This is a genomic window from Streptomyces sp. PKA51, from assembly GCF_057552455.1.
Map to the genome: position 1 here is coordinate 65,250 of NZ_BAAJPZ010000019.1, position 24,269 is coordinate 89,518.

26 protein-coding genes and 2 pseudogenes are annotated in these 24,269 nt (G+C 73.2%); 12 read left to right on the forward strand and 16 right to left on the reverse strand.

Features of this window, described 5'->3' with window-relative positions; translation table 11 throughout:
- The first annotated feature begins 16 nt into the window (after window positions 1-16).
- From AC27L3_RS23835 to AC27L3_RS23855, 5 genes are all read left to right on the forward strand, one after another.
- Window positions 17-1,108, forward strand: a complete 1,092-nt coding sequence (locus tag AC27L3_RS23835; protein ID WP_487236095.1) for a terpene synthase family protein — start codon at window positions 17-19, stop codon at window positions 1,106-1,108.
- Window positions 1,092-1,781, forward strand: coding sequence for a hypothetical protein (locus tag AC27L3_RS23840; RefSeq protein ID WP_487236096.1), 690 nt, complete (start codon window positions 1,092-1,094; stop codon window positions 1,779-1,781). Before AC27L3_RS23835 ends, AC27L3_RS23840 begins: the two co-directional genes overlap by 17 nt.
- Window positions 1,778-3,097 carry a cytochrome P450 gene (locus tag AC27L3_RS23845; protein ID WP_487236097.1) on the forward strand — a complete coding sequence of 440 codons (1,320 nt, stop codon included), beginning with the start codon at window positions 1,778-1,780 and terminating at the stop codon, window positions 3,095-3,097. The genes AC27L3_RS23840 and AC27L3_RS23845 overlap by 4 nt, the downstream gene beginning before the upstream one ends.
- A 597-nt stretch (window positions 3,098-3,694) precedes the next feature.
- Complete coding sequence (locus AC27L3_RS23850; protein WP_487236098.1) at window positions 3,695-5,074, forward strand: PP2C family protein-serine/threonine phosphatase; 1,380 nt, start codon at window positions 3,695-3,697, stop codon at window positions 5,072-5,074.
- An 85-nt stretch (window positions 5,075-5,159) separates the two neighbouring features.
- Window positions 5,160-5,615 (forward strand): Crp/Fnr family transcriptional regulator, encoded by a 456-nt coding sequence (locus AC27L3_RS23855; RefSeq protein WP_487236099.1) that lies wholly within the window; start codon window positions 5,160-5,162, stop codon window positions 5,613-5,615.
- 1 nt (window position 5,616) lies between these two features.
- Here the strand turns inward: AC27L3_RS23855 and AC27L3_RS23860 are convergent, their stop codons facing one another.
- Window positions 5,617-6,000 (reverse strand): ATP-binding protein, encoded by a 384-nt coding sequence (locus tag AC27L3_RS23860; RefSeq protein ID WP_487236100.1) that lies wholly within the window; start codon window positions 5,998-6,000, stop codon window positions 5,617-5,619.
- A pseudogene (locus AC27L3_RS23865) lies at window positions 5,994-6,119 on the reverse strand (universal stress protein); the annotation flags it as partial. The pseudogene AC27L3_RS23865 and the gene AC27L3_RS23860, both read right to left, overlap by 7 nt.
- Window positions 6,120-6,512: 393 nt before the next feature.
- On the opposite strand from AC27L3_RS23865, the gene AC27L3_RS23870 reads away from it, so the two are divergent.
- The gene (locus tag AC27L3_RS23870; RefSeq protein ID WP_487236101.1) at window positions 6,513-7,415 is read left to right on the forward strand and encodes a universal stress protein; all 903 of its coding nucleotides are present in this window, start codon (window positions 6,513-6,515) and stop codon (window positions 7,413-7,415) included.
- A gap of 34 nt (window positions 7,416-7,449) precedes the next feature.
- Entirely contained in the window at window positions 7,450-8,331 is an 882-nt protein-coding gene (locus AC27L3_RS23875; RefSeq protein ID WP_487236102.1) for a universal stress protein, read from the forward strand.
- A gap of 68 nt (window positions 8,332-8,399) precedes the next feature.
- Here AC27L3_RS23875 and AC27L3_RS23880 read toward each other — a convergent pair whose 3' ends face one another.
- The 13 genes and pseudogenes from AC27L3_RS23880 to AC27L3_RS23940 all read right to left on the reverse strand — a co-directional run bounded on the left by AC27L3_RS23880 (window position 8,400) and on the right by AC27L3_RS23940 (window position 19,455).
- Window positions 8,400-9,392, reverse strand: coding sequence for a hypothetical protein (locus tag AC27L3_RS23880; RefSeq protein WP_487236103.1), 993 nt, complete (start codon window positions 9,390-9,392; stop codon window positions 8,400-8,402).
- 38 nt (window positions 9,393-9,430) lie between these two features.
- Window positions 9,431-10,072, reverse strand: a complete 642-nt coding sequence (locus AC27L3_RS23885; protein ID WP_487236104.1) for a CBS domain-containing protein — start codon at window positions 10,070-10,072, stop codon at window positions 9,431-9,433.
- Window positions 10,073-10,101: 29 nt separating this feature from the next.
- Window positions 10,102-10,776, reverse strand: coding sequence for a CBS domain-containing protein (locus AC27L3_RS23890; RefSeq protein WP_487236139.1), 675 nt, complete (start codon window positions 10,774-10,776; stop codon window positions 10,102-10,104).
- 130 nt (window positions 10,777-10,906) lie between these two features.
- The gene (locus AC27L3_RS23895; protein ID WP_487236105.1) at window positions 10,907-11,191 is read right to left on the reverse strand and encodes an SHOCT domain-containing protein; all 285 of its coding nucleotides are present in this window, start codon (window positions 11,189-11,191) and stop codon (window positions 10,907-10,909) included.
- Between the two features lie 112 nt (window positions 11,192-11,303).
- A pseudogene (locus tag AC27L3_RS23900) lies at window positions 11,304-11,621 on the reverse strand (ferredoxin reductase domain-containing protein); the annotation flags it as partial.
- A gap of 42 nt (window positions 11,622-11,663) precedes the next feature.
- On the reverse strand, window positions 11,664-12,194 hold the full coding sequence (locus AC27L3_RS23905; protein ID WP_487236106.1) for a GNAT family N-acetyltransferase: 531 nt from the start codon (window positions 12,192-12,194) through the stop codon (window positions 11,664-11,666).
- Between the two features lie 223 nt (window positions 12,195-12,417).
- A complete protein-coding gene (locus AC27L3_RS23910; protein WP_487236107.1) occupies window positions 12,418-13,095 on the reverse strand; it encodes a hypothetical protein in 678 nt (225 codons plus the stop codon).
- A 46-nt stretch (window positions 13,096-13,141) separates the two neighbouring features.
- Window positions 13,142-13,684, reverse strand: a complete 543-nt coding sequence (locus tag AC27L3_RS23915) for an SRPBCC domain-containing protein (protein WP_487236108.1) — start codon at window positions 13,682-13,684, stop codon at window positions 13,142-13,144.
- 7 nt (window positions 13,685-13,691) lie between these two features.
- Window positions 13,692-15,083 (reverse strand): cytochrome P450, encoded by a 1,392-nt coding sequence (locus AC27L3_RS23920; RefSeq protein ID WP_487236109.1) that lies wholly within the window; start codon window positions 15,081-15,083, stop codon window positions 13,692-13,694.
- A gap of 151 nt (window positions 15,084-15,234) precedes the next feature.
- Entirely contained in the window at window positions 15,235-16,542 is a 1,308-nt protein-coding gene (locus AC27L3_RS23925; protein WP_487236110.1) for a TolB family protein, read from the reverse strand.
- Window positions 16,543-16,650: 108 nt separating this feature from the next.
- On the reverse strand, window positions 16,651-17,898 hold the full coding sequence (locus AC27L3_RS23930) for a hypothetical protein (protein WP_487236111.1): 1,248 nt from the start codon (window positions 17,896-17,898) through the stop codon (window positions 16,651-16,653).
- Between the two features lie 62 nt (window positions 17,899-17,960).
- Window positions 17,961-18,464, reverse strand: a complete 504-nt coding sequence (locus AC27L3_RS23935; protein WP_487236112.1) for a SigE family RNA polymerase sigma factor — start codon at window positions 18,462-18,464, stop codon at window positions 17,961-17,963.
- A 121-nt stretch (window positions 18,465-18,585) separates the two neighbouring features.
- Window positions 18,586-19,455: a poly-gamma-glutamate hydrolase family protein gene (locus AC27L3_RS23940; RefSeq protein WP_487236113.1), complete on the reverse strand. Its 870-nt coding sequence runs from the start codon at window positions 19,453-19,455 to the stop codon at window positions 18,586-18,588.
- Between the two features lie 184 nt (window positions 19,456-19,639).
- On the opposite strand from AC27L3_RS23940, the gene AC27L3_RS23945 reads away from it, so the two are divergent.
- The 5 genes from AC27L3_RS23945 to AC27L3_RS23965 all read left to right on the forward strand — a co-directional run bounded on the left by AC27L3_RS23945 (window position 19,640) and on the right by AC27L3_RS23965 (window position 23,211).
- Entirely contained in the window at window positions 19,640-19,978 is a 339-nt protein-coding gene (locus AC27L3_RS23945; RefSeq protein ID WP_487236114.1) for a nuclear transport factor 2 family protein, read from the forward strand.
- 49 nt (window positions 19,979-20,027) lie between these two features.
- Window positions 20,028-20,978, forward strand: a complete 951-nt coding sequence (locus AC27L3_RS23950; RefSeq protein ID WP_487236115.1) for a carbohydrate kinase family protein — start codon at window positions 20,028-20,030, stop codon at window positions 20,976-20,978.
- A gap of 82 nt (window positions 20,979-21,060) precedes the next feature.
- Window positions 21,061-21,846, forward strand: coding sequence for a VOC family protein (locus AC27L3_RS23955; protein WP_487236116.1), 786 nt, complete (start codon window positions 21,061-21,063; stop codon window positions 21,844-21,846).
- 45 nt (window positions 21,847-21,891) lie between these two features.
- Window positions 21,892-22,626: an SOS response-associated peptidase gene (locus tag AC27L3_RS23960; RefSeq protein WP_487236117.1), complete on the forward strand. Its 735-nt coding sequence runs from the start codon at window positions 21,892-21,894 to the stop codon at window positions 22,624-22,626.
- Window positions 22,627-22,680: 54 nt separating this feature from the next.
- A complete protein-coding gene (locus AC27L3_RS23965; RefSeq protein ID WP_487236118.1) occupies window positions 22,681-23,211 on the forward strand; it encodes a GNAT family N-acetyltransferase in 531 nt (176 codons plus the stop codon).
- On the opposite strand, the gene AC27L3_RS23970 is transcribed toward AC27L3_RS23965, so the two are convergent.
- Entirely contained in the window at window positions 23,165-24,148 is a 984-nt protein-coding gene (locus tag AC27L3_RS23970) for a TetR/AcrR family transcriptional regulator C-terminal domain-containing protein (RefSeq protein ID WP_487236119.1), read from the reverse strand. The two genes, AC27L3_RS23965 and AC27L3_RS23970, sit on opposite strands and share 47 nt — an antisense overlap.
- Window positions 24,149-24,269: the final 121 nt, after the last annotated feature.

Below are 24,269 nucleotides of genomic sequence, written 5' to 3' on the forward strand. Positions count from 1 at the left end.
GGGGAAGGAGACGACGTTGCCGGCCACCACCCGTACCGACCACACCATAGAAGAGCTGCGCTTCCGCCACCCGGAGGCGGGGGAACTGCGGGTCCCCCGGATCCGGTATCCGTACCCGCTCGAATTCAACCGCCACTACTCCGAGGTCAAGGACCGGCACCAGGCGTGGTACCTGTCCTTCGGCACCAGCGAGACGGAAGATCGCGCGAAGGCGGACGTCGCGCAAGACCTTGCGGCCATGTGCGCCCTCGCCTACGCACACTGCCCCCCGGAAAAGCTGCGCGTCATCGCGGACTACTCAGCGGCGATCGCCCTGCGGGACGACCGGTTCGACGATGTGGTCAACGCGGAACGCACCCAGCTGCACGACGCCTGCATACGTTCGTTCCGTACTTCCTACGCGGGGGACGACACGGCCTGGGGCAGGATGTTCCGTGACATCGACACGCGGTTCACCTCGGAACTGACCCCCGTCCAGTACCGGCGTTGGAGAGGGAACTTCCAGAACTACATGGAAGGAGTGGTCGGAGTCCTCGACGACCAGGCCCATCGTTCGCTCGCCGATTATGTCGCCTATCGGCGCAAGTCGGTCGGGCAGCGCATCGACACCAGCTTCGTGGAGTACAGCATCACCGGGCTGGAACTCACGGAGGACGTCATGCGTGAACCCCTCGTCCAGGACCTGGTCGGCTGCCATGTGGACTGCGTATGGATCATGCAGGACCTCCTGTCCTGCGAGCCCGAGTTGTTCACCGGCGTGGAGCACAATATCGTGCGCCGGATTCAGGTTGAAGAACAGTCGTCGCTCCAGGAAGCGATCGACAAAGCCGCCGCCATTCTCCACAACACCATCGACCGATGGGTCGACCTGAGGGAACGGGCCCGCGTCCACACATCCGACCGGCGACAGCTGTCCCTCTTCATCGACGGACTGGACAATTTCACGGTGGGCTGGGGGGAATGGACCCGCTGGAGCCCTCGCTACCATTCCCGGTACGGGACGCGTCCGCACCGTGTGGACTGGGCGGCCCGATACGGCCACTTCGCACCCCGCACAGCACAGCCGCCTGCGATGAGAACGGGGGCCGGACGTGAACCCCGGCCCTGACGCCGGCATCCGAGCCGCCGGCTGGGCGGGACTGAGCATTGCGCCGCTGTGCCTGGCGATCCTGCCCCTGACCGGAAACTTCCCGCACCTGTTTCCCGTGGTCGCCCAGTCCGACGCGTCGATCGCAGCGTGGTACCACCGCCACGACATCGCGGACCTCGTACAAGTCATGGCCGTCGACATCGGCGTGATGTTGGCGATCCCCTTCTCCTTCGGGCTCGCCCGAGCCATCGGGATCCCACCCCGATCGGACAGAAAATGGCTGGTCGTCATCCCGTTCACGCTCATGGCCGGCAACTACGTCATGGCCAACTCCCTGTGGCTCACCGCCCACCGCATGGCGGCGGACCCGGCCCGGTGGGCAGCCATGCGAGCCTTCATGGAAGGCGCCATCGCGGTGCTCTTCGCCACGAGCGCTCCCCTTGCCTTCGCCCTGGGCTTCGCCGGACACCACATCCTGCGCAGCCGGCTGTTCCCCCGCTGGATCGCGTGGTACGCCTTCGTCGCAGGCGGGGTCAACTTGGCCGCTGATTTCCTGATCCTGGTGCGCCGCGGCTGGGCCGCCCCGATGGGACCCGCCGCCTGCCTGCCCTATGTCCTGCTGTTCTCCTGGGTCGTCACGACCAGCATCATGATGATCCGGTCGGCCCGGTTCGCGGACGGCAGCCGATGAAAGCCGCTCCCGGAGGCCTGCCCATGCTGGGGCACCTCATCCCGCTCAGCCGTCACCCCCTCGATCTCCTGGCATCCTTGAGCGGCTGCGGCGACGTGGCCGAGATCCGGCTCGGCCCGCACCGCGCCTATGTGGCCTGCCGGCCCGATTCCGCCAAAGAGGTGCTGTTCAACCCACGGACCTTCGACAAAGGCGGCCCACTGATCGAGACCTCTCGGCTGCTCGTCGGGAACGGCCTTGCTTCCTGCAGCTGGGACGAACACCGCGGACAGCGGCGGCTTTTGCAGCCGCTTTTTCACCCCGTCCACATAGCGGCCTATGCGCCGGTGATGCGTGACGAAATGGAGAGCATCACCGCATCCTGGGCGCCCGGCCGGACGGTGGACATCAGCGCTGAGATGTACGCCTACGCCGTCAAGGTCGCCGCCAGGACCCTCTGCGCCGGCCCCCTGGGGGCCGACGCCGTCGCGGAAATCCAGCATGCCCTGCCCGAAGTCCTGCGCGGCCTCTACTGGAGAATGCTCGTACCGTGGGGGCTGTCCTATCCGGGACACCGGCGCTTCGCCGCCGCACTGGGCACCTTGCGCCGCGTCATCAAGGACATCATCCGGATCTACCGTGCCTCCCCCCGGGAACACGGTGACCTGCTGTCGCTGCTGCTCGCCCACCGGGACCCGCAGACCGGACAGGGACTGACCGACCGCGGCATCCACGACCAGGTGATGACGCTCCTCGTCGCGGGAACCGAGACCTCGGCCAACACACTGGCCTGGGCCCTGTACCACGTGGGCCGGGACCCGACGGCGGAGTCCGCCTTGCACGAGGAGATCGACAGGGTCCTGGCCGGCACGCCGGCGGACGCGGCCGTCGTTCCCCGACTGGTCTGCACGCGACGCATCCTCACGGAGACCCTGCGCCTGCACCCGCCCGTCTGGGCGGTCACGCGCATCGCCACCACCGACACCCGGCTGGCAGGGCATCTTGTCGCCGCGGGCACCACCGTCGTGTGGAGCGCTCATGTGCTGCACCGCAACCCGCGGCTGTTCCCCGATCCGCACCGATTCGCCCCCGAACGCTGGCTGCCCGAGAACGCCGCCACCATCCCACGCGGTGCCTTCCTGCCCTTCGGCGCCGGCAGCCGCAAATGCATCGGGGAAGCCTTCGCCATGACCGAGACCACCCTCGCCCTCGCGACTCTCGCCGCGCGCTGGCGGCTGCGCCTGCCTCAGGGAGCGCCGGCACCGACCCCGCAGCCGAGAATCACGCTTGGCACGGGTCGGCTGCCCATGCGGTGCACTCCCCGCCGGCGCGGATGAGCAGGGCGACAACCTGCTCATCCATTCGAGTGAAGGTGGGCGGGCGGGTTCTTTGTCCCGTACGTGGAGTGGCCAGATCTGTCGGCGCCCCCGCGTCGTACGTCCCGAACGGAGAACCCCACCGTGCCCCTGCCCTCGGCCATCGACCACCGCTGCCGTGGCTACAGCCTCGAGGGCTTCGAGAAGGTGCGGCGCCACCGCACACGGTTCACGCCGCCCTTCCCGCTGGAGGACACCCAGGCGTACACCGTCGCCAGCCACCACATGATCGTCACCGCCTTCCGCGGCACGGAGCCGGCCCAGATCCGCGACTGGCTCTCCGACGCCACCACCCCGCCCCGGCGTTCCGCTTCGTCAACAACAACGACATCGTCCCGACACTGCCACCGGAGCCCGCCCACACCCACGTCGACACCCTGCGCTACATCGCCGCGCTGGAGAAGAACCTGGCCTGACATCGCGGCGTCGGTGCCGGGTGCCCGCCGGGGCACACAAGTGCGCTCGGACAGGTGACGGTGCGACGCCGCGCCCACCCTGCTTGATCACGATGCCCTAGCGTGACCGGGACGGGGCCGCCCCGGCGGTGTGTCCAGCGTGATGCGAGGTGTGGTGGGCGAGAACGAGCAGGAGCAGCAGCCGCGGGACGGCGTGCCCGGGCCGTCCCTGGACGAGGGCCTGGAAAGCATCGCCGAGCAGGTCGGCCAACTGGGCCGCGCCCAGGGAAGGATGCAGGCGCTGCTGGACGCAGTCCTTGCCGTCAGCCGCGAACTGGACCTGCCCGTGGTGCTCCGGCGCATCATCACCGCTGCGATGGAGCTGGTCGACGCCCGCTACGGCGCCCTGGGCGTGCTGAACGAGGAGCGCACCGCACTGGAGGAGTTCATCCCCCTCGGGCTGAACGACCAGGAGCGGGCGAATCTCGCGGGAGTGGACCTGCCGCACGGGCGCGGACTGCTCGGTCACCTCATCGAGCATCCCGAACCACTGCGCGTCGACGACCTCCCGCACCACCCCGGATCCGCGGGCTTCCCCCAGGGCCACCCCCCGATGCGGACCCTCCTCGGTGTCGCCATCGGCGTCCGCGGGCACGTCTACGGCAACCTCTACCTGTCCGACCGCCGCGACGGCAAACCCTTCGACGAGCAGGACGAGGCCGTCGTCCTCGCCCTGGCCGGCGCCGCCGGCGTGGCCATCGAGAACGCCCGGCTGTACGACCAGGTCCGCTCCGGCGCCGAGCAGTTCCAGCGCCTGCTCCTGCCCCGGCTGCCCGACCTGGCGCCCTTCGGCGCGGCCGCCGAGTACCGCCCCGCCACCGCACCGGGCCACCACCTGGGGGGCGACTGGTACGACACGCTGCTGCTGCCCGACGGCGCCTGTGCCGCCGTCATCGGGGACGTGGTCGGGCACGACCTGAAGGCCGCGGCCACCATGGCCCAGACCCGCAACATGCTCCGCGCCCTGCTCTACGACCGGCGCACCCCGCCCAGCTCCGTCCTCGGGCAGCTCGACGACACCCTCCTCGCCATCGCCGAGTCACCCGTGACCACGGCCTGCCTGGCCCGCATCGAGCCCGCCGCCGACGGGTGGACCCTCCACTGGTCGAGCGCCGGCCACCTGCCGCCCCTCGTCGTCGCCCCGGACGGCCGGACGCAGTTTCTGTACGCCGAGCCCGGGCTGCCGCTCGGCGTCGACGCCGATCTGCCGCGCCCCGACCACGTACATCCCCTGCGGCCGGGAAGCACCGTGGTGCTGTTCACGGACGGCCTGGTGGAGCATCCCCGGCACTCCATCGACACCGGCATGGAGCAACTGGCAGCCCTCGCCGCGCGCCATGCCCGGCTCCCCGTGGAGCAGCTGTGCCGCCTCCTGGCGGAGGAACACCCCAGCGACGGCCACGACGACCTGGCGATCCTTGCCGTCCGCACTCCCGGGGCAGGGGGACCGACGGGCCCATCGGCCCCCGCCCGTACCCCGTAGGCCCTGCCCGGCACCGGGGAACACCGGTCAGTGTGGGAGCGGCAGGCAGCCCTACGGGCGGGGCCTCGCGGAAGGAGAAGGCACCATGCAGCGAACCGGTGTACTGCAAGCCATCCCTCAGGGGCCGTGCAACCGACTCCTGCAGCGGGGCCGGGAGGTGACGTTCCCGGCGGGCACCCGCATCTTCGCGGAGGGCGCACGGGCGGACCGGTTCTGGGTGATCCGCGACGGCACGGTCGACCTCGACCTGCACGTCCCGGGCCGGCGTGCCGCCGTCGTCGAGACCGTCGGCGGGGGAGGGCTGCTCGGCTGGTCCTGGCTCTGCCCGCCCCGCCGGTGGCACCTGGGCGCCGAGGCGAGGAGCATCGTGCGGGCCTGGGAATTCGACGCCGCCGACGTGCTGGGCCTGTGCCGGCGCGACCCGGAGCTCGACCACGCGCTGCTCACCTACGTGATCGAGGTGATGGGCCACCGCCTGCGCTCGGCCCGGACACGGCTGCTCGACCTCTACGGCCCGTACGGCAGCGGCCCGGCGCGGTGACTCACGTGCGCGGCAGCAGGCCGCGGCCCGATTCGTCGCCGGCTCCGGCGATCCGCGGCTGAGGCGGCTGGGGGTTGCGGTCGGTGACTTCGACGGTGAGTTCGTCCGTGCGCAGCCGTACGCGCAACTGGACGGGACCGGCCGCGTGGCAGATGGCGTTGGTCAGGACCTCTGAGGTGAGCAGCTGGGCGTCGTCGAGGGCGTCGTGACACTTCCACGTGGTGAGGGCGGCCGTCAGGAACCGCCGGCCCGTGACGGCCGCCGAGGGCTCGGACGGCAGCTCGATGCCGGCGCAGGCCAGGGGCGCGGGCGGCAGCCGGACGAGGAGAAGGGTGACGTCGTCGTTGTGGCCCGCGGTGAGAACTGCAGGTTGCTCGTCCGCCACTCCAGCGCGTGCACGATCCGCAGCGGCGCGCCCCGTGCCACCGCGTCCTGCGCCGCCCAGGCAGCGGCGGCCAGGCTCTCCTCGGAACCGTCCACGCCCGCGACGACCGGTCGTACCACCGGGACCACCTCTCACCGCTGCCCGGGCAGCTCCTCGGTCGCGATGCTGCCGAGCAGGACGACGCCGGGAGCGGTACGCCCGGCCTCGTGAGCGAGCCGGGCGTACGCCTGGGCAAGCAGGGGCCGTTGACGGGAGGGCTCATCCGCTTCTCGCGGATCCTCATTGCGCGGTGCACGGCCGTCAGCCGCTTCCCCGCGTCTCCCGAACCCTGCAGCGGAGCGGGACCTTCGGGCCCGGCCGGGACCGTACGGCCCCGGGCGCGCCGCGGCGCGCGACGGAAGGCTGGACGCGGGCTCACTCGGTGACGGGCCCGGGGCCGGCGCCCTCGCCGGCCCCTTCCCGCCCGTCCGGGCCGGCCTCCTGTTCCAGCCCTTCCGCGCTTGGAGAAGACCATGGCTCTCACGGACGCCCCCACCGCCGACCGCGTCGTGGTCGGCTTCGACGGGTCGGATCCCGCGCTGCGGGCCCTCGACCACGCCGCCGGGGAAGCCCTGCGGCGCGACGCCGCCCTGGAAGTGGTCTGCGGCTGGCCGTGGGGCCTGCACACGCCGAAGACCGCGGCCGATCCGCACGAGACGACGCCCCCCGGCGAGGCGCAGACGCTCTACCGAGCCGGACGCGCCGTCACCGACGCCGCCGCCGAACGCATCGCCTCCCGCCACCCGGAGCTGCGGACCGTCCCGCACCTGACCACCGAACCCGCCGCCCGCGCCCTGCTGCGGGCCGGGCGGACCGCCGCGCTCACCGTCGTCGGCACCCGCGGCCACGGTGGCTTCACCGGCCTGCTGCTGGGCTCGGTCGGCCTGCGCGTGGCCGCCCACTGCACCCGCCCGATGACGGTGGTACGCGGTCAGGTGCGCGAGCCGCACGGCGTCGTCCTGGTCGGCATCGCCTCCGAGGCGGACGCCGACGCCGTCCGCTTCGGCTTCCAGGAGGCACGCCGGCGCGGCGCCTCCCTGACGGTGCTGCACGCCTGGCAGTACCCCTCCCTGCCGGGCGTGCTGCCGTCCGCGGAACTGTACTGGGAAGGCACCGACCAGCAGCGCAGGTGCGAGGCGGCCGTGCCCGCCTTCGCCACGGCGGTGCTGCGCGAGGAGTACCCGGACGTGGACGTCACCACCGAATCGACCTACGAGGGCGCCGCACGGGCGCTGGTCGAGGCGAGCACCCGGGCCGACGTCGTCGTCCTCGCCGCCCACCGCCCCCGCCACGCGCTCGGCCTGCAACTGGGCCCCGTCACCCACGCGGTGCTGCACCACGCCCACTGCCCCGTCACCCTCGTCCCCGTCGCCTGACCAGCGCGTCGCCCGACAAACACAAGGAGGCACCATGCCCGCCCCCATCACCGCCGGCATCGACGGCACCGACCACGGCCTCACCGCCGCCGACTGGGCGGCCGCCGAAGCGGCACGCCGCGGGGCCACGTTGCGCCTGGTGCACGCCTGGATGTGGCGGCCCTTGGACGTCCCGGTCGCCGGCGACGCCGAGATCCAGCAGAAATGGGCGGAGGACGTCCTCAAGGAGGCCGAGCAGCGGGTCACGGCCGCCCACCCCGAACTGGAGGTCGCCACCCGGCTCGTGCCCGACGACGCCGTGCCGGCCCTGGTGGCCGAGACCGCCCGGGCCGGTCTGCTCGTCCTCGGCTCACGTGGCCACAGCGTGCTCGTCGGCCATTTCATCGGCTCCGTCGCCCTGCGCGTGCTGCGGCAGGCCGTCGGCCCGGTCGTCCTCGTGCGCAGGCCGCGCGAGGACGACGCCGGGTGCCCCGGCAGCGGCGAGGTCGTCGTGGGCGTGCCGGACGTCGAGGTGGAAGCCGCCGCACCCGCCCTCGACCTCGCCTTCGAGACCGCCGCCGCGCGCGGGGCCCGCGTACGGGCCGTACGGGCCTGGACGATCCCACCGCTGTTCGCCTGGAGCGCGGGCTCGTACTACCTCGCCTCCGAGGCGGGCGGCCTGGAGCAGCTCGAACAGCAGCGCCTGGCCGACCTCGTGCGCCCCTGGCGCGAGCGCCACCCGCGGATCGACGTCGTCGAACACGTCGAGCTGGGCGGCGCGGCGGAGGTGCTCCTGACACAGAGCCGGCACGCGTCCCTGCTGGTTCTCGGCCGGCACGCCACGGGGGAGCACCACGCCGTCCGCCGCATCGGCTCGGTCACCCACGCCGCCCTGCACCACGCCCCGTGCCCGGTGGCCGTGGCCGCCCCCAGCTGACCGCCTCCCGGCCACCGGCCGCGCACCGTCCCGGACGTCATCCGGCGTCCGGGACGGTGCGCGTGCGGTCACCGGCCGACAGGCTCGCGCCCGGCCGTCACCGCGTTCCGCGCGGCCCTGGGCGGGGGAGCGCCGTCGGGCCCGTAGTCGAAGCGGATCAGGAACTGCGGCCAGCCGCGCCCCCCGGCCAGGGCACGGCGCAGGTCCGGCCATTCCAGCGCCTGGTACAGGGCCGAGGTGCGCACTGCGCGCACCGCCGCCAGCAGCAGCACCCGCTGCAGCCCCTGACCGGCACGCAGCCAGTCGCGCGGCCGGTCACGGCACGTCAGGCCCAGGGCCAGCTGGGCGGGGCACATCAAGGGCACCTCGGGCGGGTACTCGGGGTGGCCCGGGCCGAGGAAGTCGCGCACCGGGATGCGGCGCGTCGGCCCCGGGGGCCCGGACACGGGGGACGCCGCGCCGTAGCGGCGGGCTCCCGGCGGGGGCGACCACGTGCCGCCCTGCCGTGCGCGCAGCGTGGTGCGCCGGCTGCGCTCCTCGCCCTCGGCGGTCAGCGCCAGGATGCGGTGCGCCGCGGCGGCGTCCGGTACGTACAGGCGCGGGCCCTCCGCGCGGGCGGCGGCGGTCATCTCCGCCACCACCGGTTCGGGCGCCGGCCGGCCCGTGAAGGGCAGCCGGTGCGAGCGGCGTCGGGCGAGGGCCTCGTGCAGGGCGGGGTCGCCCAGGACGCCGGTGCCGACGGCGGGTGAGGCATGCAGGGCGACGAGGGCGAGCAGCCGGGGATCGTCCGGCTCCGGCAGCAGCCGTACGACCGGGTGCCATCCGAGGTGCGTGGCGGCCACCCGGAGGTTGAACACTGCGGCCCCGGCACACAGGTGCTGGGCCCGGCGGGCCGGGTCGTCCACCGGCGCCGCCCGGTCGCCGACCGCCCGCACCTCAAGGCTCCGGCACAGGGGGTCCGGCTGTAAGCGCCAGGGCCGGGAGCCGCGGATCGAGGGTGCGGCGAGCGCGGCGGTGACGAGTGTCTGCACGGCAACGGCATCCGGCTCGGGTACGTCCATGGGATCCGTCCTCTCTATCACCGGGCGCGAGCGCGGGATCAGCCGTCGAGGTTCAGGTCCACGTTCACGACGCCTTCGACGGCCCGTACGAGGCGGATCAGGAAGGGAGCCATCGCCGGATCTGACAGGCGGCCGGTCAGGGTGACCACGCCCTCCTCCACCCGGATGCCGAGGGGCGGTCGCCGGTGCGGGAAGAGGCGCGAGACGATCTGGTCGCGCACCTCCCGGGCGATCTCGTCGTCGCCGCGCAGGTAGACCTTGAGCAGGTCGCTGCGGCTGACGATGCCGGTGAGCCTGCCCTCGCCGTCGATCACGGGCAGGCGCTTGACGCCCTGAAGGGCCATGATGCGGGCGGCCTCGGGCAGGGTGGCGTCGGAGCGGACCGTCACCGCGGGGGCGCTCATCAGCTCTTCCGCGGTCCGCGCCCGCGCCTTGGCGAGGTCACCGGGTCGCCCGGGCAGGGGAACGTCCGCCGGGCCGCCGCCCTTGTACTCCTCCTTGGCCAGCAGGTCGGCCTCGGAGACGACGCCGACCACGCGGTCCTCGCCCGCCAGCACCGGCACGGCGCTGACCTCCCACTCGGCGAGGGTTTTGGCGATCTCCTTGTAGGGTGCGGCGCGGCTGACGGCGACGACGGTCCGCGTCATGACGTCACCGACGGTGCTCTGCTTGTCGTGCATCCTTCGTCTCCTCGCCGGTGCCGGTCGGGTCAGCGCACGCGAGCGCCGCTTGCGGTGTCCTGTGTCCTGCAGGTGATGTCCTGGCGGACGGAGACCACTCCGTCGACGGACCGGCTCAGGTGCTCGACCAGCGGGATCATCCCGGGGGAGGCGACGGTGCCGGTGAGCGTGACCTGGCCTTCGCAGACGGAGACGGCGACGTCCGAGGGCGCCAGGCCCAGCGTCTCCTCCAGCAGGTCGTGCCGGATCTCGGCGCCGATGGCGCTGTCCTCGCGCAGGAAGACCCGCAGGACGTCGGCGCGGCTGATGATGCCGACGAGTTTGTCGGTCCCGTCGACCACGGGCAGCCGCTTGATGCCCTGAACGGTCATCAGCCGGGCGGTCTCCACGACGTTCCAGTCGGGCCGGGCGCACACCGGGGGAGCGGACATCAGCTCCTCCGCCCGGGTGGCCTCGGACTTGGCGCGCTGCCAGGCCTCGAGGTGCGGTGCGGGGGCGCGGCCGCAGGGGTCGGGCCGGCCGGCCGGTTTGCGCATGAGGTCGGCCTCGGAGACGACGCCGACGACACGGCCGTCGTCGTCGACGACCGGCACGGCGGTGATGTCGTGCTCGGCGAGGGTCCGGGCGATCTCCTTGAAGGGCGTTGCGGGGCCCACCCGTACGACGTTCCAGGTCATCAGATCGCCGACGGTGCGGTGCTGCAGCATCGTGAGGACTCCTTCTGCGGCTTCCGGTGCCGCCGGCCGACCGGTCGGCGTCGTCCTCCTCAGAGTCCCGCCACCACCGCAGCGGGGCGAGGGCCGCTCGGGATCCGGTCCGGGGACCTTCGGCCCGTCATCCTCCGGCGGCACCCGGCGGTGAGCCGCGCAGGGTGGCCAGGCGCCTGGCGTACTCCTCCTCGTCGATCTCCCCGCGGGCGTAGCGCTCGGCGAGGATCTGCTCGGCGCTCGTGGCGGCCGGGCCCCGCTGCCACCCGGTGAACCGGTCGCCCTGCGGCGGGCGGGCGAGCGCGCGGAGGAGCAGGACGACGGCGGTGATGATCAAGGCCCAGAACAGGACCATGCTCACCGTCATCGCGAACAGCCCCCAGCCCCCGACGCCGTGGCCGTACCAGAACATGGCCGTCTCACTTCCCCAGGTCGTCCCGGTGCCGGGCAGGGGCGCCCGGCTGCCTCACTTCCAGGATCCCTCGCGCCGCGCGGCTCGCAGGGCGGCTGTGCTCATCCCGGTGCATGTTGCGTTCGCGGGAGACGCGGATGTGCTGTGGGCGGACGCCGCGGTGCAGCAGCTCGCGGGCGGTGGCGCGGATCATGGCCTCGGGGCCGCAGACGAAGGCCGTGGTGTCGTGCGCAGTGAGCGCCGCCTGGTCCAGCAAAGTGGTGACGACCCCGACGTTGCCGGTCCATCCGGGGCCGGCCCGGTCCACGGTCACGCCGCAGTACGGGCGGGCCCAGTGCGCAAGCTCGGTGCCGTAGAGCAGGTCCGCGGGGGTGCGGGTGCCGATGACGACGTTCAGGCGGCCGTACGCGGCGGACCCTTGTTCCTCCAGGCGGTGCACCATGGCCCGCCGGGCCTGGTCGGGGTCACACGGTCAGCAGACCCGCCGGGCCAGGACCTGTCCCGGCCAGGAGCCGGACAGGAAACGGTCGGTGGGGGTGAAACCGTTGCGCTCGTAGAACGCGACCAGTTCGCCCCCGCCGCCCGCCCAGCAGTCGACCCGCAGCAGTTCCACTCCGGCCCGCCGGGTCTCCTCGGCGGCATGGGCCAGCAGCGCCGCACCGATGCCCCGGCCGGCGTACCGCCGGTCGGAGACCAGCAGCCGGACGTACCGCTCGGGTTCCGCGGCCGGCGCTATCGGCATCTGCGGGCTGGGCCCGCGGTCCAGCACCATGGCTCCGACAGGCGTGCCGTCCCACTCGGCGATATACGGCACGTTCTCGGTCGTGTACCGCTCGACCCGCTCCACACCACCCGGCTTCTGCGAATACGGTGTCGTGCCCCACTGCTCGGTGTTGCCACGGCCGTTCATCCAGGCGACCGCGGAGTCGAGCATGTCCAAAATGGCGGGCGCGTCGGCCAAACCGCCCGGCCTGATCTTTATGCCATGCGTGGTGTCGTTCATGCCGGAAGCTTAAGCAGGCACCTGTCCGGCGGATCTTCGTTGCGGGACACCACAGCGCCCCGTCAGGGGCGCGGGGAACTGCGCGATCGGCCACCGACGGCCCGCAGTCGACGCGCCACCCCGAGGCCCGGGCGAAGCACGGCACCCTGTCTGCGGGCGCGTGGTGGCTTGTCGCGCAGTTCCTCGCGCCCCACGGGGCACCGCACGATCCGCTGGACAGGCCCTAGCGGGCCGACGCGCTCGGCATGTCGCCGTGCTGGGCCTGCTTGATGCGCTCCACCGTCATCCTGGTCACCGCCATGAGGCGGTCCGGGGGGACGTTCGTCCCCTGCTTCCAGGTGTACTTGACGCCGGCGATCACCGAGCCCTGGCGCACGTGGAATCCACGGCCTTGCCAGGAGCCGTCCGCCGGGACCTCGAAGCTGTCGATCTGGTCACCGGGAGGGTTCTTCCCCGCGTCGTCCACGGCCCCGCCGCCGACGAAGAGTGCCGCGGCCGCCTCGGCTGAAGGGAAGGAGATGAGCTGCACCGAAAGCTCTTGGTCGCGGGCATTGGTGTACGCGGCCAGCCCGAAGGCGACGGCCTTGGAACACCACGCGGACGGCCATTGCTCGGACCGGCAGACGGCGGTGTCGTGGGAGTCCCACGCCTTCCTGGTGCGGGACTGCGAGACGTCCGCAGGAACGCTGAACCGATCCGGCAGCGCGGTCTCGAGCCGGCCCGTGTCCAGGACCGTCTCGGCCGAGGGAAGAGGTTCGGGCCGCTTGGCGGGCCCCGCCACCGGACCGGAACCGGAACCGTTGCCGGAGCCGCAGCCGGTGGTCAGAGTCGCCGTCGCCAGGGACAACGCCAGGGAGGCGATCAGGGCCCGGGCAGCCGTTCTTTGTCGGTGTACATGCATGATCGCCAACCATAGCGAGCGGCCACGTCACCGCACCGGCGTCACCCTATGCGAGAGCCGCGGCCAGTCCGTTCAAGCGCAGCCGCGTGCCGCCCCGTACGTGCAGCAGATCGTCGCTCCCGTCGCCTGTCGGCGCGACGAACGCGACCTGCTCCGTCCACGTCAGCACGGTCTCGTCGGCACCGGTATTGGCACCGGCACCGGCAGCGGCATCCGCACCCGCATCGGTGCGCAACTCGACCGTGACGAGCGAGGTCCAGCGCAGCACCCCGTCCACGTGCGACTCGTAGGCGTACACGATGCGCCTATCGGCAACGATGTCGAGATACCGCGACCGGTACGCGAGTTGCTGCGGCTCCATGGCGAAGGTGGCGAACGTACTGGAGGCGGTCTCACCGCCGCCGACGCGGAAGTCGTGCTCGTACCTCGCCCCGCTGCCCGGCAGCTTGAACCACCGCCGCCGCACGTCGGAGTCGGCGAAGGCGCGGAACACGTCGGCGGGGGCTGCGGACAGGCGCAGGCTCACTGCGAACGTGTCGTGCAGGACGGGGCCGTCCTGCCGTATCGCATGGTCTCGGTTCTCGGTCATGGAGGCATCATCCCGCCTGCACCCGGCAGGCCCGCGGGCGCGTCCGGGCGTGCAGGGTCGCGCGCAGGGGAGTGGCCGGCTGGAGGAGGAGGCCGGGGTACGGGGTGACAGGGCCGGGGGCCACGTCGAGGCGGAAGCGCTGGGCCACGGTGGCCAGCACGAGGACCGCTTCCACCTGGGCGAACCGCGCCCCCAGGCAGGTGCGCTGGCCGCCGCCGAAGGGGAACCAGGCGTGATCGGGCACGGGCGCCGTGGCCGCCGGGTCCCAGCGTTCGGGGCGGAAGGCGGTGGGGTCGGGGAACCAGCGGGGATCCCGGTGGGTGGCCCACTGGCTGCACCACACGATCGTCCCGGGGCGTACGCGCGTACCGCCGAGCGCGGCGGACGGGCCGGCGACGGCCGGGATCAGCCAGGCGGGCGGGTACAGCCGCAGGGCCTCCTTGACCACCCATCGGGTCCACGTCAGCCGCTCGTGGTCGTCGATGGCCGGCGGCCGTCCGCCGAGCACCCGGTCGAGCTCCTCCTCCAGCCGCGCGCGGGCGGCCGGGTGGGTGGACAGCAGGTACCAGATCCAGGTCAGGGCGGTGGAGGTGGTCTCCTGGCCGGCGGCCCAGAGCGTGACCGCCTCGTCCCGCACCTCCCGGGCGCTCAGCGGCCGGCCCTGTTCGTCGCGAGCCCACAGCAGCCGGGTCAGCAGGTCGTCGCGGCGGGCGGCGCCGGTCCCCTCGGCGCGCCGGGCGGCGATGAGGCGGTGGACCTCGGCGTCGATGGCGGCGACGGCCCGCAGGACCCGGCGGCGCGTGGGGGTGGGCACCCATCCGGGCAGGAAGAGAGCGGGGCTGCGGATCTCGTCGCCCGCCGCGCGCTGGGCGACCCCCATGGCGTCGCCCAGCGTACGGGCCCGGCGGCCGAGATCGTTGCCGAACAGGGTGCGCAGGACGATCCGCTGGGTGATCAGCGACATCTCCCGGTGGACGTCCACCGACTGCCCGTCCCGCCAGCCGTCGGCCGCCGCGCCGGCGCAGTCCGTCATGACGGCGGCGTACGCGCGGACCTGGCGCGGGCGGACCGTGGGCTGGACGAGGGCCCGCTTGCGGCGCCACTCCGCGCCCCCGCTGAGGATGACGCTGTGCCCGGTCACCTGCCGGAACACCCAGCCGATCTCCAGCGTTTCGAACGTGACCTCGACCGCGCCGAGGAGCTCGGCGATGTGCTGCGGGTGGAAGAGGAACAGGCCGCGCCGCGGGCCGAGCGACCAGCTCACCACGTCGCCGTGGTCGTCGCGCAGGCGTTCCAGGAAGCCCAGCGGGTCCCGGCCGAATGCGGGCAGGTTCCCCAGCAGCGGCAGGCCCCGAGGGCCGGCGACGGGACGGACGGGCGGGACGGCGGGGGCGGCCATGGGTGGTGCCTTCCGGACAGCGCGAGGACATCACTGCGATCACCGCGCACGCCTGTTCGTCATTCCGGGCAAAACGCCGTGATCTATGCAAGTGATGACTACCCGTCCACCGCCGCACCTCATACCCGGCATTCCGCGCCGGGGAGCCGGGTCAGGGAAGCCGGCGCAGGAAGACGTCCCCGGTGCCATTGGTGTCGCCGGGAACCAGGTTCCCCGCCCAGCTCTCGAAGGCCACGCGACGCCCCGACCGGTCGACGGAGGTCCCGCCCGCGAGGCTGTCGGCCCCCGTGCCGTCCGCGGCGACGTCGATGCGCTCGACGGCGCCGGTGCGCAGGTCCCGCGCGTAGATCGCCGAGAACTCCCCGGCGCCGCCCGGCAGGAGATTGTGCGCCCAGGAGGTGAAGAACACCCGGCGGTGGTCGGCGCTCATCACCACCGCGAAGGTGTGGCCGTCGGCCGGAGCGCCGTCGGGGGCCAGGGTGACCATCCGGGTGACGCCCGTGTGCAGGTCCTTGGCGTAGCACTGCTGGATCGTGCCGGTGTGGCCGGGCACGATGCCGGGTGTGGAGGAGCAGAAGGTCGCGTACCGCCCGTCCGGAGTCAGGCCGCGCTCGGTCACCACGGACGCCGGCGTGCCGTCCTGCCGCTGGGCGGCGGGCCGGGTGCGCCCGGTGCGCAGGTCGTGCACGTAGAAGCTGCTCTCCCGCGGCGCCGGCCGCGGGCCGCCGGCCGTCCCCAGGTTGTCGGCCACCGACAGGAAGCCGACCTTGCTGCCGTCGGCACTGATGACCGGCATGTGGGAGAGGCCGTCGGCCACGGCGCCGTCGGAGGCGACGCTCACCCGCCGGGTCGTGTGCCGTGCGCGGTCGTGCACGTACACCTGAGACTCGCGCTTGCCTCCGCCGGGGACGAGGTCGGTCCGCAGGGAGTCGGAGGCGACGTAGCGGCCGTCGGCGCTGATGACGGGATGGCCGGCGCCGCCCGGTCGGCCGTCGTCCAGGAGCGCCTCGGTCCGGCCGGTGGCCCGGTCGCGGACGTGGAGGTGGGTGTCGACGACGTGCCCGGGGCCCATTTCCTCGGCGGCGGAGGCGAAGACGACGTACCGCCCGGTGGCGCTGAGGGAGTACGCGTACACCCACCGCAGATCCGGGTTGCCGTCCTCGGACACGTTCGCCCGCTCCAGAGCGCCGGTGCGCAAGTCCTTGAGGTAGAGATGGTTGCCGCGCGGGGTACCGGGCACGAGAACGGTCGCCCGCGTCAGGAAGGCGGCGTACCGGCCGTCGGCGGTGATCGCGGGGGTGTGGGAGGCGACTTGGGCCTGCGTGCCGTCCGCGGCCACGCTCACCCGCTCCGTCCGCGGGCGCGGCCGCTGCCCGCCGGAGGCGGCGGCCGGCACCGCGGCCGCCGCCCAGGTCGCCAGGACCGCCGTCAGGACCACCAGTCGTCTCGAACGCCGCATGATTCCCCCCACGCCCCGCGCCGGTCGTACGTTCCGGGGCGCAGCCAATCGGCTGCGGGCGGCGCGGGCAAGACGACAACGGGCCACGATGGCCCGGGCCTCGCCGCATCAGCGCAACCATCGCCCGTCGAGCGCCATGGTCTCGAGCCGCTCCGGGCTCAGCGGCGGCTCCGGGCGGGTCACCGGGCCGCTCTCGGCGTAGGAGTTGATCTCGCGGACCAGGACGCGGCGACCGTCCGGGCGCAGCGTGTCGGCGGACCGGACGACGGCGGAGCCACCCTTCTCCGAGGGCTCGCGGGCGACCTTGATCCGGGTGCCGTCGGGGAGGGTACGGCTGCGGCAGTCGGCGTCGCCGGAGCCCGACGGGCAGTCCATGTGCCCGGCCAGCGCGTCGGTCATGTTGCGCTGCACATCCACCTCGATCATGGCCTTGCCGTGGCCGTCGTCGTAGACCAGCTGGACGAGGCCGGGGCCGGAGTTGCGGTCCGTGATCCGGCCGCCCGGCGGCAGCAGCGACGTCAGGACCTCGGTCAGATGCTCGCCCGGGACGCCCTGCTGCCGGGGCGCGCCGGAGGCCGGGGCCGGCACGGCGTCGACGGCCTTGCGCCAGGCCGGACTGCGGACGATCGCGGCCAGCTGCTCCAGGCCGAGCACCGGTTCGGCGCCGTCGTCCGACCCCTTCTCCTCGCCGCCCCCGAACTCCTGCAGGAACAGCACCGCCCCGTCCGGGGTGACCAGTTCGGCGTACCAGCGCCGCTGGCCGGTGTTGCCACTGGGGTAGGTGAAGGACTTGGTGGTGTAGAGCACGGAGCCGTCGGGCAGTGTGCGGGCCTCGCACCGGTCGTACGGCCGTACCTGCACGGGAAGGCAGCCGTCCGGCCGGTCGCCGGGGGCCAACCGGTGGACGGCGATGTCGATGCCGGAGCTGCCGTGCGCATTCGTGTACGTGAGCTTGGCGGTCGGGGCCGTCTTCCCGGAGCCGCCCGAGCCGGTGCCCGAGGCGCCCGAGACCGTGCCGTCCTTCGGCAGCAGGCTCGTGAGCGTCGCGGCCATCTCCTCCCCGCTGACCGGCGTGGCGGCCGGCCGCGCGGTGCCGGACGCCGCGGGGGAGACGTCCCGGGGGGCCGGCGCCCCGCCGGCCCCGCCGGTGCCCAGGAGCGTGCCGCCGAGCGCGACCAGCGTCAGCGCGGCGCACCCCGCCCCGACCTGGAACGCGCGCACCCGGCGCAGCCGGCGGCCCCGCGCGCTCGCGCGGTCGACCAGGTCGGGGGAGTGCGGGGGACAGGCGCGGACCGCGTCCTCGAAGGCGGCGGTCAGCCGCCGCTCGAACGCGTCGTCGTGGTGGTCGAGTGACATGGGGGACAGCTCCGTTCGTACGTACGGCTCGTACAGCGGTGAGGGGGACGGCGGTGCGCGGCCTAGCGGGCCGCGAGCTCGGACAGCTCGTCGCCGAGCAGCTCGCGCAGGCGCTGCAACGCCCGCAGGCTGCGCACGCGCACCGCTCCCTGGGAGAGCTTCATGACCGCGGCGGTCTCCTCCACCGTGCGGTCCTCCCAGTAGCGCAGCACCAGCACGGCACGGTCCTTGGCGGCCAGTCGCGCCAGACCGTCCAGCAACGTCAGCCGCAGCGCCGCGTCGTCGCCGTGCCCGGCGGCGTCCGGGAACCAGTCGCTCGGCCGCTCGCCGGAGCTGCGCAGGCGCCGGTGCGAGAGGAACGTGCGCACCAGCACGGTGTGCGCGTAGGCGACGGGCGCATGATTGCGGTTGATCCGCCGCCACGACCGGAACATCTTGGCGAGGGTCTCCTGGACCAGGTCCTCCGCGAGGTGCCAGTCGCCACCGGTGAGCAGGCAGGCCGTACGGAACAGATAGCCGCTGCGCGCGGTCGCGAACTCCAGGTAGTCGCCGGGTGCTTCCCCCACCGTGTTTCCTTCCGTGATCTGACGTCACTCCATACACGCGGTGGGGAGCGGGCCGCGTTACACGCACATGTCACGCGACCCGCCGAGGACGTCACGACAGGAATCGTCCCGAGGGGCCGCCCTAGAGGATGACCTGGTCCGGCCCCGCCTCCAGTCGGGCGATCGCCGCACGGCAGGCGTCGGTGAAGCGGCGGAAGGCGTCGTTGGTGGTCCGCCCCCGCCCTTGGCGGGTGAAGGTGCCGAACAGGCTCTGCCGCAGCTCGGTGGTGAGCTCCAGCTGGGCGCCCTTGCCCAGCAGGGTGCGGTTGCAGATGTTCTGCGGGTCGTCGCCGTCGAGGGCGGAGATCTTCGTGCCGTCGACGGTCCGGAAGCCCGCGGCGCCCAGCTCCTGGTGCAGGTGGCGCCGGAAGTCGGCGTTGCGGCCGCCGACCACCACCGCCTCGGGGCGGGAGGCGGGGACGCCGGCCTGGGCGGCGGTGCAGCCGTGCAGGCTCAGCACGTTGAGGCTGCCGGCGGCCATGGCCAGGGCGACGCGGTCGTCGCAGTTGCGGGAGGTGACGTGCAGCTCGTCGTTGTCCTTGCTGCGCAGGCCCTCGAACATCCAGTAGTCGTGCACGGCCCCGTCGGCCTGCATCCGCTCCAGCGTGGCCGGGTGGTAGCCGGCGACGGCCAGGCACAGCTCGGACGTACCGGCCTCGATGCCGCCGCCGTGCAGGGCCATGACGGTCGTGCGGGTGAAGGGGAAGCGTCCCTCCAGGCTCGGGTCGGCCATCTCGTGCCGCTTGTAGCGGCGCGCGAAGTCGGTGCCCTCGCCGTCGGGGAGCCGGGTGTAGAGGTCGGTGTTGGACGCGAAGCGGTCGTCGGCGCCCGTGGCGTGGGCGGTTCCCGTGCCGAGCGCGGTGAGCAGGGGCGCTCCCGCGGTGGCCGCCGCGAGGGCGGTGAGGATCGTCCTCCGGCTGGCACGGGACGGGGGCGGCGTGGGCTGGGACATACGGCTCCATTGGTTTTGTTTGGCCGGTTATCAACCGTCGAGTTTGTCCCTGGCGATGACCCGGCGTCAAACAAATGTTCACCATCTGTCGTGCGCCCCGCTGCGGGGCCGCGAGCACGGCCCCGCACCCACCGGCGTGATCCACAATGGTTGCGGGAGAAGCGACCGACGAAAGGCAAGCCCCGTGTCCCCCGAAGAGATAGTCGACGGCCAGCTCGCCGCCTACAACGCCCGTGACCTGGAGGCGTTCCTGGGCTACTACGCCCCTGACGTCCCCGTGCACGCCTTCCCGTCCGGCGAGGTGCTGGCCGACCGTTCGGGCCCGGCGTTCCGGGAACGCTACGCCGCCCTCTTCGAGGCGAGCCCCCACCTGCACGCCGAACTCGTCTCGCGGGTCGTCCACGGCCGGCTCGTGATCGACCAGGAGGTCGTCACCGGCTTCCCGGGCGACGGCGTGCGCACCGCGGTCGCCCTGTACGAAGTCGGCGCCGACCGCATCGAGAAGGTGTGGTTCGCGGTCTGACCGCGCAGCCACCCCTGCCACCCCAACGCGTCGAAAGGACCCACCACCCGTGATCATCGTCGCCGGGGAAGCCCTCATCGACCTCGTCCCCGCCGGGCCCGCAGCCGACGACGAGCTGCCCGCCCTGCTGCCCCGGCGCGGCGGCGGCCCCTACAACACCGCCGTCGCCCTCGCCCGCCTCGGCTCCCCGACCGCCTTCTGCTCACGGCTGTCCACCGACCACTTCGGCGAGGCCCTCCTGCGCGCCCTGACCGCGGACGGCGTGGACACCTCCCTCGTCCAGCGCGGCCCCGAACCCACCACCCTGGCGGTGGCCCACGTCGGTGACGACGGCTCGGCCACGTACACCTTCCACGCGCAGGGCACAGCGGACCGCCTCTTCCAGCTCCCGGCCGCCCTGCCCGCCGCGGCGCGCGCCCTCGCCTTCGGCACCTGCTCCCTCGTCCTGGAGCCGGGGGCCACCGCCTACGAGGAGCTGATGCGCCGCGCTTTCGACAGCGGCCTGTTCACCGCGCTCGACCCGAACATCCGGCCCGGCCTCGTCCCCGACCCCGCCGCCCACCGCGCCCGCTTCCGCTCCTGGCTGCCCCGCACCACCCTGCTCAAGCTCTCCGAGGAGGACGCGGCCTGGCTGGCGGAGTCCACCGACACCGCCCGCGCCGTCGAGGAGTGGCTCGCCTCGGGCCCGTACGCCGTGGTCCTCACCCGGGGCGCCGCCGGCCTGACCGTGCGCACCCGCGACGGCCTCGAGGTGTCCGTCCCCGGGGCGGAGGTGGACGTCGTGGACACCATCGGGGCGGGCGACACCGTCAACGCCGCGCTGCTGCACCGCCTCGACCACCACGGCGCCCTCACGGGCGCACCCGCCCTGGACGCGGACCGGTGGCACGACGTCCTCGCCTTCGCCGCCCGCGCCGCCGCGCTGACCTGCTCCCGGGCCGGCGCCCGGCCGCCGTACGCCACCGAACTGACGGGCGGGCAGGCCCCGGTCGTGCGCTGAGCGCGCCCGCGCCTCGGCGGGATTGTCGGTGCCCCCTGCCATGCTGGGACCCGACGCGCTCCTGCAGCCGGAAGGACACCCCATGCTGACGTCCACCCATGTCCCCGGCGGGCCGGCCTGGCTCGACCTCGGCACCCCCGACCTCGACGCCGCCATCTCCTTCTACGGCGCGGTCCTCGGCTGGGAGTACGCCTCGGCAGGCCCCGCCGTCGGCTACGGCTTCTTCCGCCTGGACGGCAAAACGGTCGCCGGCATCGGACCACTGACGGAGGAGGGCGCCGGCCCCGCGTGGACGGTGTACTTCCGCACGCAGGACGCCGACGCCACGGCCAAGGCCGTCGAGCAGGCGGGCGGCGCGGTGCGCATCCCGCCGGGCGACGTCTTCACCGCCGGCCGCATGGCCGGCTTCACCGACCCCACCGGTGCCGAGTTCGCCGTCTGGCAGGCCGGTGACGTGGCCGGGATGGACCTGGTCAACGCCCCGGGCTCGGCCAGCTGGGTCGAGCTGTACACGACGGACCTGGCGGCGGCGAAGACGTTCTACCGCGCGGTCCTGCCGTGGGAGACCCGCGACCTGCCGGTGGGCGGCGACCTCGCCTACAGCATCGCCGGGCCCGCGGGCGGGGGAGTGGACACCATGCACGGCGGCCTCATGCAGCTGCCCGAGGAACACCTGGCCGCGGGTGCCCGCTCCGAATGGCACCCCTACTTCGAGGTCACCGACTGCGACGCCACGCTGGCGGCGGCCACGCAGCACGGCGCCACGGTCGTCATCGCGGCCATGGACGCCCCCGGCATCGGGCGCATGGCCATGTTCCTCGACCCCGCCGGAGCCCCGTTCGCGGTCATCACGAGCGCCGACGCCTGACGGGCCGCCCGTGCCGCAGCGCCCGGTCGGCGTAGGGTGGGACGCGTGTGCGGTCGATATGTGTCCACTCGCGCTCCGCAGGATCTCGCCGGCCTGTTCCGGGTGACCTCCTGGGAGCCGCAGGAAGCCCTGGCCCCGTCCTGGAACGTCGCGCCGACCGACGACGTGTGGTCCGTCCTGGAAAGGCCGGACCGGCAGACGGGCGAGGTGGTGCGACGGCTGCGGCCGCTGCGCTGGGGCCTGGTGCCGTCGTGGGCGAAGAGCCTGGACACCGGCGCGAAGATGATCAACGCCAGGGCCGAGACGGTGGCACAGAAGCCGGCCTACCGCAGCGCGTTCGCCAAACGCCGGTGCCTGCTGCCGGCCGACGGCTTCTACGAATGGGTGTCCGTGCCGGCCGAGGGGAAGAAAAAGGCGTACAAGCAGCCGTACTTCATCACCCCCACCGACGGCCAGGTCATGGCGATGGCCGGGCTGTACGCATGGTGGCGCGACCCCGGCCTCCCGGACGACGACCCGGCCGCATGGGTGGCGACGTGCACCGTCATCACCACCGAAGCCACCGACGCCGCCGGCCGGATCCACCCCCGCATGCCCCTGGCCGTCGCACCGGACGACTGGGACACCTGGCTCGACCCCGCCCACGACGAGCCCGCCGAGCTCCACACGCTGCTGACCCCACCGGCCGCCGGCCACCTCGACGCCCGCGCGGTGTCCACGGCCGTCAACAACGTCCGCAACAACGGCCCGCATCTGCTGGACCCTGCCGAGGAGACCTGAGAAGGACGTCGGCGAGGAAGGCCACTGCCTGACGGGCCGTGCGAGGATGCCCGCATGCACGATCTGCGCTTCCGCCTCGCCGACGACACCGACCTCGCCGCCCTCGTGCGCCTGCGCGACGACGCCGCCCGATGGATCCTGGCCCGGGGCGTCACCGACCAGTGGCGGCCCGGCGAGCTCGATACGGACCACTTCCGCCGGGTCATGGACGACGGGGAGGTATGGCTCGCCGAGATGGCCGGCCGCGTGGTCGGGGCCTGGGAGCTGTGGTGGCAGGACGAGGACGCCTGGGGCCCGCAGCCGCCGACGGCCGGCTATGTGCACCGGCTGATGGTCGACCACGGCAGTGTCGCAGCCGGGACGGGACGCCGGCTCCTGCAGGCCGCGGAGCACCGCGTGGCCGAGGCGGGCAGGACGCTGGTGCGTCTGGACTGCCTCGCCGGCAACGCGCGCCTGAACGCCTACTACCTCGGCGCCGGTTACCGGGCCGTCGGCCGCAAGGAGGGCAAGCCGCAGCCGGGCGGTGCGCCGAAGTCGTTCACGCTTCTCGAGAAGCCCGTGCCGGTGCACTCCGGCCGTCGATGAGCCCGGTCAGCCCGTCCAGCATCGCGGTCAGGCCGAGTTCGAAGACCTCGTCGAGGTCGAGATCGTAGCCCTCTTCACCGAAGGCGCCGATCACCTTGGTGAAGGTGGGGTAGGCGCCGGACGCCATGAGGGAGTCGAAGGCCGCCGACTGGGCGTCCATCCACTGGTCCTCCGACATTCCGGTGGTGCGCCGGGCCCGGTCCTCGCGCTCCAGGTGGACGGCCGTGCCCTGGACGTGGCTGTAGAGCAGCACGTTGATGTTGAACATGGCGGCCGGGCCCAGCCCGTGCCCGTCGAGGGCGCCGAGCATCCACTCCGAATAGGCGATCAGGTTCGGCACGGGCACCGGGCGGGTCAGGGGAGCGATCCGGGCCAGCCACGGGTGGGCGCGGTGCAGGGCCCACAGCGCCCGGGCGCCGGCTTCGAGACGGCCGCGCCAGTGCGGCGGCGCGTCGGCCGGGTAGGACGCCTCGGCCAGGACGGCGTCGGCCATGAGCAGGAGGAGATCCTCCTTGCCAGTGACGTGGCGGTACGGCGACATGGCCGCGACGCCCAGCCGGGCGGCGATCGTCCGCATCGACAGTGCGGCGATCCCGTCCTCGTCGGCGATCGCGATCGCCGCCCGCACGATGCGCTCCCGCGTCAGCTCGCCGTCCGCGGCGGGCACCGGGGACGGTGCACCCTGCGGTACGGGCGCGGCGGCGGCGCCTCCCGGTCGGGCCGCCACCACCGTGCCGGCCCGTGGCCGCGCCTCCACCAGACCTTCCTGGCGCAGGGCCGTCAGCACCTTGGTGGCGGTGGCCAGGGCGACGTTCCACTCCTTGGCGATCTGCCGGGTGGACGGTACGCGCTCCCCCGGGGCGAGTTCGCCTTCCGCGATGCGGCGGCGCAGCTCGGCGGCGATGCGCAGATACGGCGGCATCTCGTGAGCGACCATGGATCACACCCCTTCCTTCTGTCCTAGTACAGATTAGCGCGCAATCAGGGCCTCCCCTTGTCCTAGGCTGTGCGTACGCTGTACATTCAGTGCGTACGGCGTAGCCGCGCCGCCACGGCCC

Excerpts from the sequence above, each read along its gene's own strand:
- AC27L3_RS23845 (WP_487236097.1), top strand. The coding sequence starts at position 1,778 with ATGAAAGCCGCTCCCGGAGGCCTGCCCATGCTGGGGCACCTCATCCCG.
- AC27L3_RS23850 (WP_487236098.1), top strand. The coding sequence starts at position 3,695 with ATGCGAGGTGTGGTGGGCGAGAACGAGCAGGAGCAGCAGCCGCGGGAC.
- AC27L3_RS23855 (WP_487236099.1), top strand. The coding sequence starts at position 5,160 with ATGCAGCGAACCGGTGTACTGCAAGCCATCCCTCAGGGGCCGTGCAAC.
- AC27L3_RS23870 (WP_487236101.1), top strand. The coding sequence starts at position 6,513 with ATGGCTCTCACGGACGCCCCCACCGCCGACCGCGTCGTGGTCGGCTTC.
- AC27L3_RS23875 (WP_487236102.1), top strand. The coding sequence starts at position 7,450 with ATGCCCGCCCCCATCACCGCCGGCATCGACGGCACCGACCACGGCCTC.
- AC27L3_RS23880 (WP_487236103.1), bottom strand. The coding sequence starts at position 9,392 with ATGGACGTACCCGAGCCGGATGCCGTTGCCGTGCAGACACTCGTCACC.
- AC27L3_RS23885 (WP_487236104.1), bottom strand. The coding sequence starts at position 10,072 with ATGCACGACAAGCAGAGCACCGTCGGTGACGTCATGACGCGGACCGTC.
- AC27L3_RS23895 (WP_487236105.1), bottom strand. The coding sequence starts at position 11,191 with ATGTTCTGGTACGGCCACGGCGTCGGGGGCTGGGGGCTGTTCGCGATG.
- AC27L3_RS23905 (WP_487236106.1), bottom strand. The coding sequence starts at position 12,194 with ATGAACGACACCACGCATGGCATAAAGATCAGGCCGGGCGGTTTGGCC.
- AC27L3_RS23910 (WP_487236107.1), bottom strand. The coding sequence starts at position 13,095 with ATGCATGTACACCGACAAAGAACGGCTGCCCGGGCCCTGATCGCCTCC.
- AC27L3_RS23915 (WP_487236108.1), bottom strand. The coding sequence starts at position 13,684 with ATGACCGAGAACCGAGACCATGCGATACGGCAGGACGGCCCCGTCCTG.
- AC27L3_RS23920 (WP_487236109.1), bottom strand. The coding sequence starts at position 15,083 with ATGGCCGCCCCCGCCGTCCCGCCCGTCCGTCCCGTCGCCGGCCCTCGG.
- AC27L3_RS23925 (WP_487236110.1), bottom strand. The coding sequence starts at position 16,542 with ATGCGGCGTTCGAGACGACTGGTGGTCCTGACGGCGGTCCTGGCGACC.
- AC27L3_RS23930 (WP_487236111.1), bottom strand. The coding sequence starts at position 17,898 with ATGTCACTCGACCACCACGACGACGCGTTCGAGCGGCGGCTGACCGCC.
- AC27L3_RS23940 (WP_487236113.1), bottom strand. The coding sequence starts at position 19,455 with ATGTCCCAGCCCACGCCGCCCCCGTCCCGTGCCAGCCGGAGGACGATC.
- AC27L3_RS23955 (WP_487236116.1), top strand. The coding sequence starts at position 21,061 with ATGCTGACGTCCACCCATGTCCCCGGCGGGCCGGCCTGGCTCGACCTC.
- AC27L3_RS23965 (WP_487236118.1), top strand. The coding sequence starts at position 22,681 with ATGCACGATCTGCGCTTCCGCCTCGCCGACGACACCGACCTCGCCGCC.
- AC27L3_RS23970 (WP_487236119.1), bottom strand. The coding sequence starts at position 24,148 with ATGGTCGCTCACGAGATGCCGCCGTATCTGCGCATCGCCGCCGAGCTG.